This is a genomic window from Candidatus Megaera venefica (assembly GCF_034554655.1).
In the GTDB taxonomy this organism is placed as follows: Bacteria; Pseudomonadota; Alphaproteobacteria; order Rickettsiales; family Rickettsiaceae; genus Megaera_A; species Megaera_A venefica.
In genome coordinates, this window is the sequence record NZ_JARJFB010000221.1 from 1 (window position 1) to 1983 (window position 1983).

A 1983-nucleotide genomic window follows, 5' to 3' on the forward strand; every position below is an offset into this window, starting at 1 on the left:
ATATTTTATTCCTCTTAGTTATATTAATTGATTATATAACCTATAAGGAATTTACACACTTAGATGGACAGACCCGGAATTTTTATTAAATAATATACAAACATTAGGCTTTATCGCCGCTATTTTAGGCACATGTTCTTTAATTCCTCAGGATATAAAAATATTAAGATCTCATTCTACAAGCGGGATCTCATTGATGATGTATCTAATTATTGCTATTGATTCACTATTATGGCTAAGTTACGGTATTATTCTGTCTCTTCCTCCATTAATGATTCAAAGCTCTATAACTTTTTGCTGCGCACTAATAGTCATAACAACAAAGATATTATGGAAATAATAATGGAAATAAGATAATTCCTTTATGCCTTACTTAGAAATTAAGTATCACTATATACATATATTAATTAAGTAATTACTAAAACACAACCACAACCCCTTTACTAATAAGAAGGAAAAGGAACTTGCATTGGAATGATTCTTAACAGACTCAGTCAAGAGAAGCAGCACGACCTCATCAACGCGCCGTAATAATAAGCAGGGATAAGCGGATTGATTTTTATTTTAGTACTTAACAAGAAATGTTACTCAGGAAAACTTTCTATAGTTTCGAATTTACCGTCATCTCTATGAACAACAACGTGCCCCCGCTCCACATTTTTAGCGTATTTTTCTGCTTGCTCAATCGCTTTTTCCTTGGAATCATAGGTTTCATAGTTTTGACCTTTTACCTCTTTAACGTGCCATTTATTATCATTTTTACTATGTGTTACATGAAAAAAATGCCCTCTTGAGTCTGTTGCCCGTCCTTTTGTTACCATAATAACTTCCTTTTCATTTAAGTTTCTTGTTTTATGTAAGCAGACACAATACTTAGCATATTTTATCCATTTACATAATTAAGTGTAGAAAAATACATTTTAGAAGTCAATAGACATTATAAACTAGAAGTTAAATTTTAGGTGGGTTAGAACAATTCTAGATTTATCGATTGCTCATAATTCATATTAGGAATTTGTACCAGAAATAAAAGCAAGATTGAGCGAATACATTTAAAAAAAATTAATTAACATAAATTTAGAGCCGCTGTGTCTTACTAAGACTTTAGCCCTTTCTTAAGTATCGGCGTATAATTAAAACTATTATTACAGTTATTCCAAGAATAGTGGTAGTTCTATAATTATTCAACACCTTCCCTTTTGATAACAACTTCTCTAATAGACTCTCCAACAAATGAATTTTATCTAAAAATGGTTTTATAAATTCATGTTTCTTACGCTTCTTTGTATAAAAGTTAATACAAAAAAGCATTACAGAAATAACCAAACAACAAGCTGTGGCAATTAAAGAAAAAGTTGTTTTTTCAGGTACTGTAAAGTACATATAATTAGTTATAATCAACAAAGTCATGGGTCTGTCCATCTAAGTGTGTAAATTCCTTATAGGTTATATAATCAATTAATATAACTAAGAGGAATAAAATATGACTAAAAACACTATCAATAATAAGAATAATGAAGCTATATCCGCAGCGATAGATTTACTGGTAAGTAAAGAAGTAGATCTATCGAATGTTTTAAGCAAAGGCGGGTTATTGAAACAACTAACAAAACGTCTTGTGGAAAAAGCTTTACAGGCAGAGATGAATAATCATCTAGGTTATGACAGATACGATCGTATTATCACTTCTAATAACGCCCGTAACGGTGTATCTCAAAAGAATCTAATCACTGATAATGGCCTTATTACAATAGACGTTCCAAGGGATAGAGATGCTGAGTTTGAACCTGCAATCATTCCCAAAAGAAAAACAAGAATTGAAGGTTTAGATCAAAAAATTCTATCCTTATACGCCAAAGGAATGAGTCTATCAGATATTAAACTTCAGATTCAGGAACTATACGGGGCTGACATTAGCGAAAGCCTTGTTAGTAGAATTACTGATGATGTCATGGACGATGTTAAAGCTTGGCAAGGCAGGCC

3 protein-coding genes are annotated in these 1983 nt (G+C 31.5%); 2 read left to right on the forward strand and 1 reads right to left on the reverse strand.

All coding sequences use genetic code 11. The features are described from left to right. Window positions 1-94: 94 nt before the first annotated feature. On the forward strand, window positions 95-340 hold the full coding sequence (locus Megvenef_RS10070; RefSeq protein ID WP_410519777.1) for a SemiSWEET family sugar transporter: 246 nt from the start codon (window positions 95-97) through the stop codon (window positions 338-340). Between the two features lie 244 nt (window positions 341-584). Here the strand turns inward: Megvenef_RS10070 and Megvenef_RS09150 are convergent, their stop codons facing one another. Further along, window positions 585-821, reverse strand: coding sequence for a DUF2188 domain-containing protein (locus tag Megvenef_RS09150; protein WP_322777620.1), 237 nt, complete (start codon window positions 819-821; stop codon window positions 585-587). Between the two features lie 662 nt (window positions 822-1483). Here Megvenef_RS09150 and Megvenef_RS09155 point away from each other — a divergent pair. Then, window positions 1484-1983: transposase (locus tag Megvenef_RS09155; protein ID WP_322776251.1), on the forward strand; the 500-nt coding region annotated here is incomplete at its 3' end.

What these genes read in the sequence shown, in the direction of transcription:
- Megvenef_RS09150 (WP_322777620.1), bottom strand. Translation starts at nt 821, where the DNA reads ATGGTAACAAAAGGACGGGCAACAGACTCAAGAGGGCATTTTTTTCAT.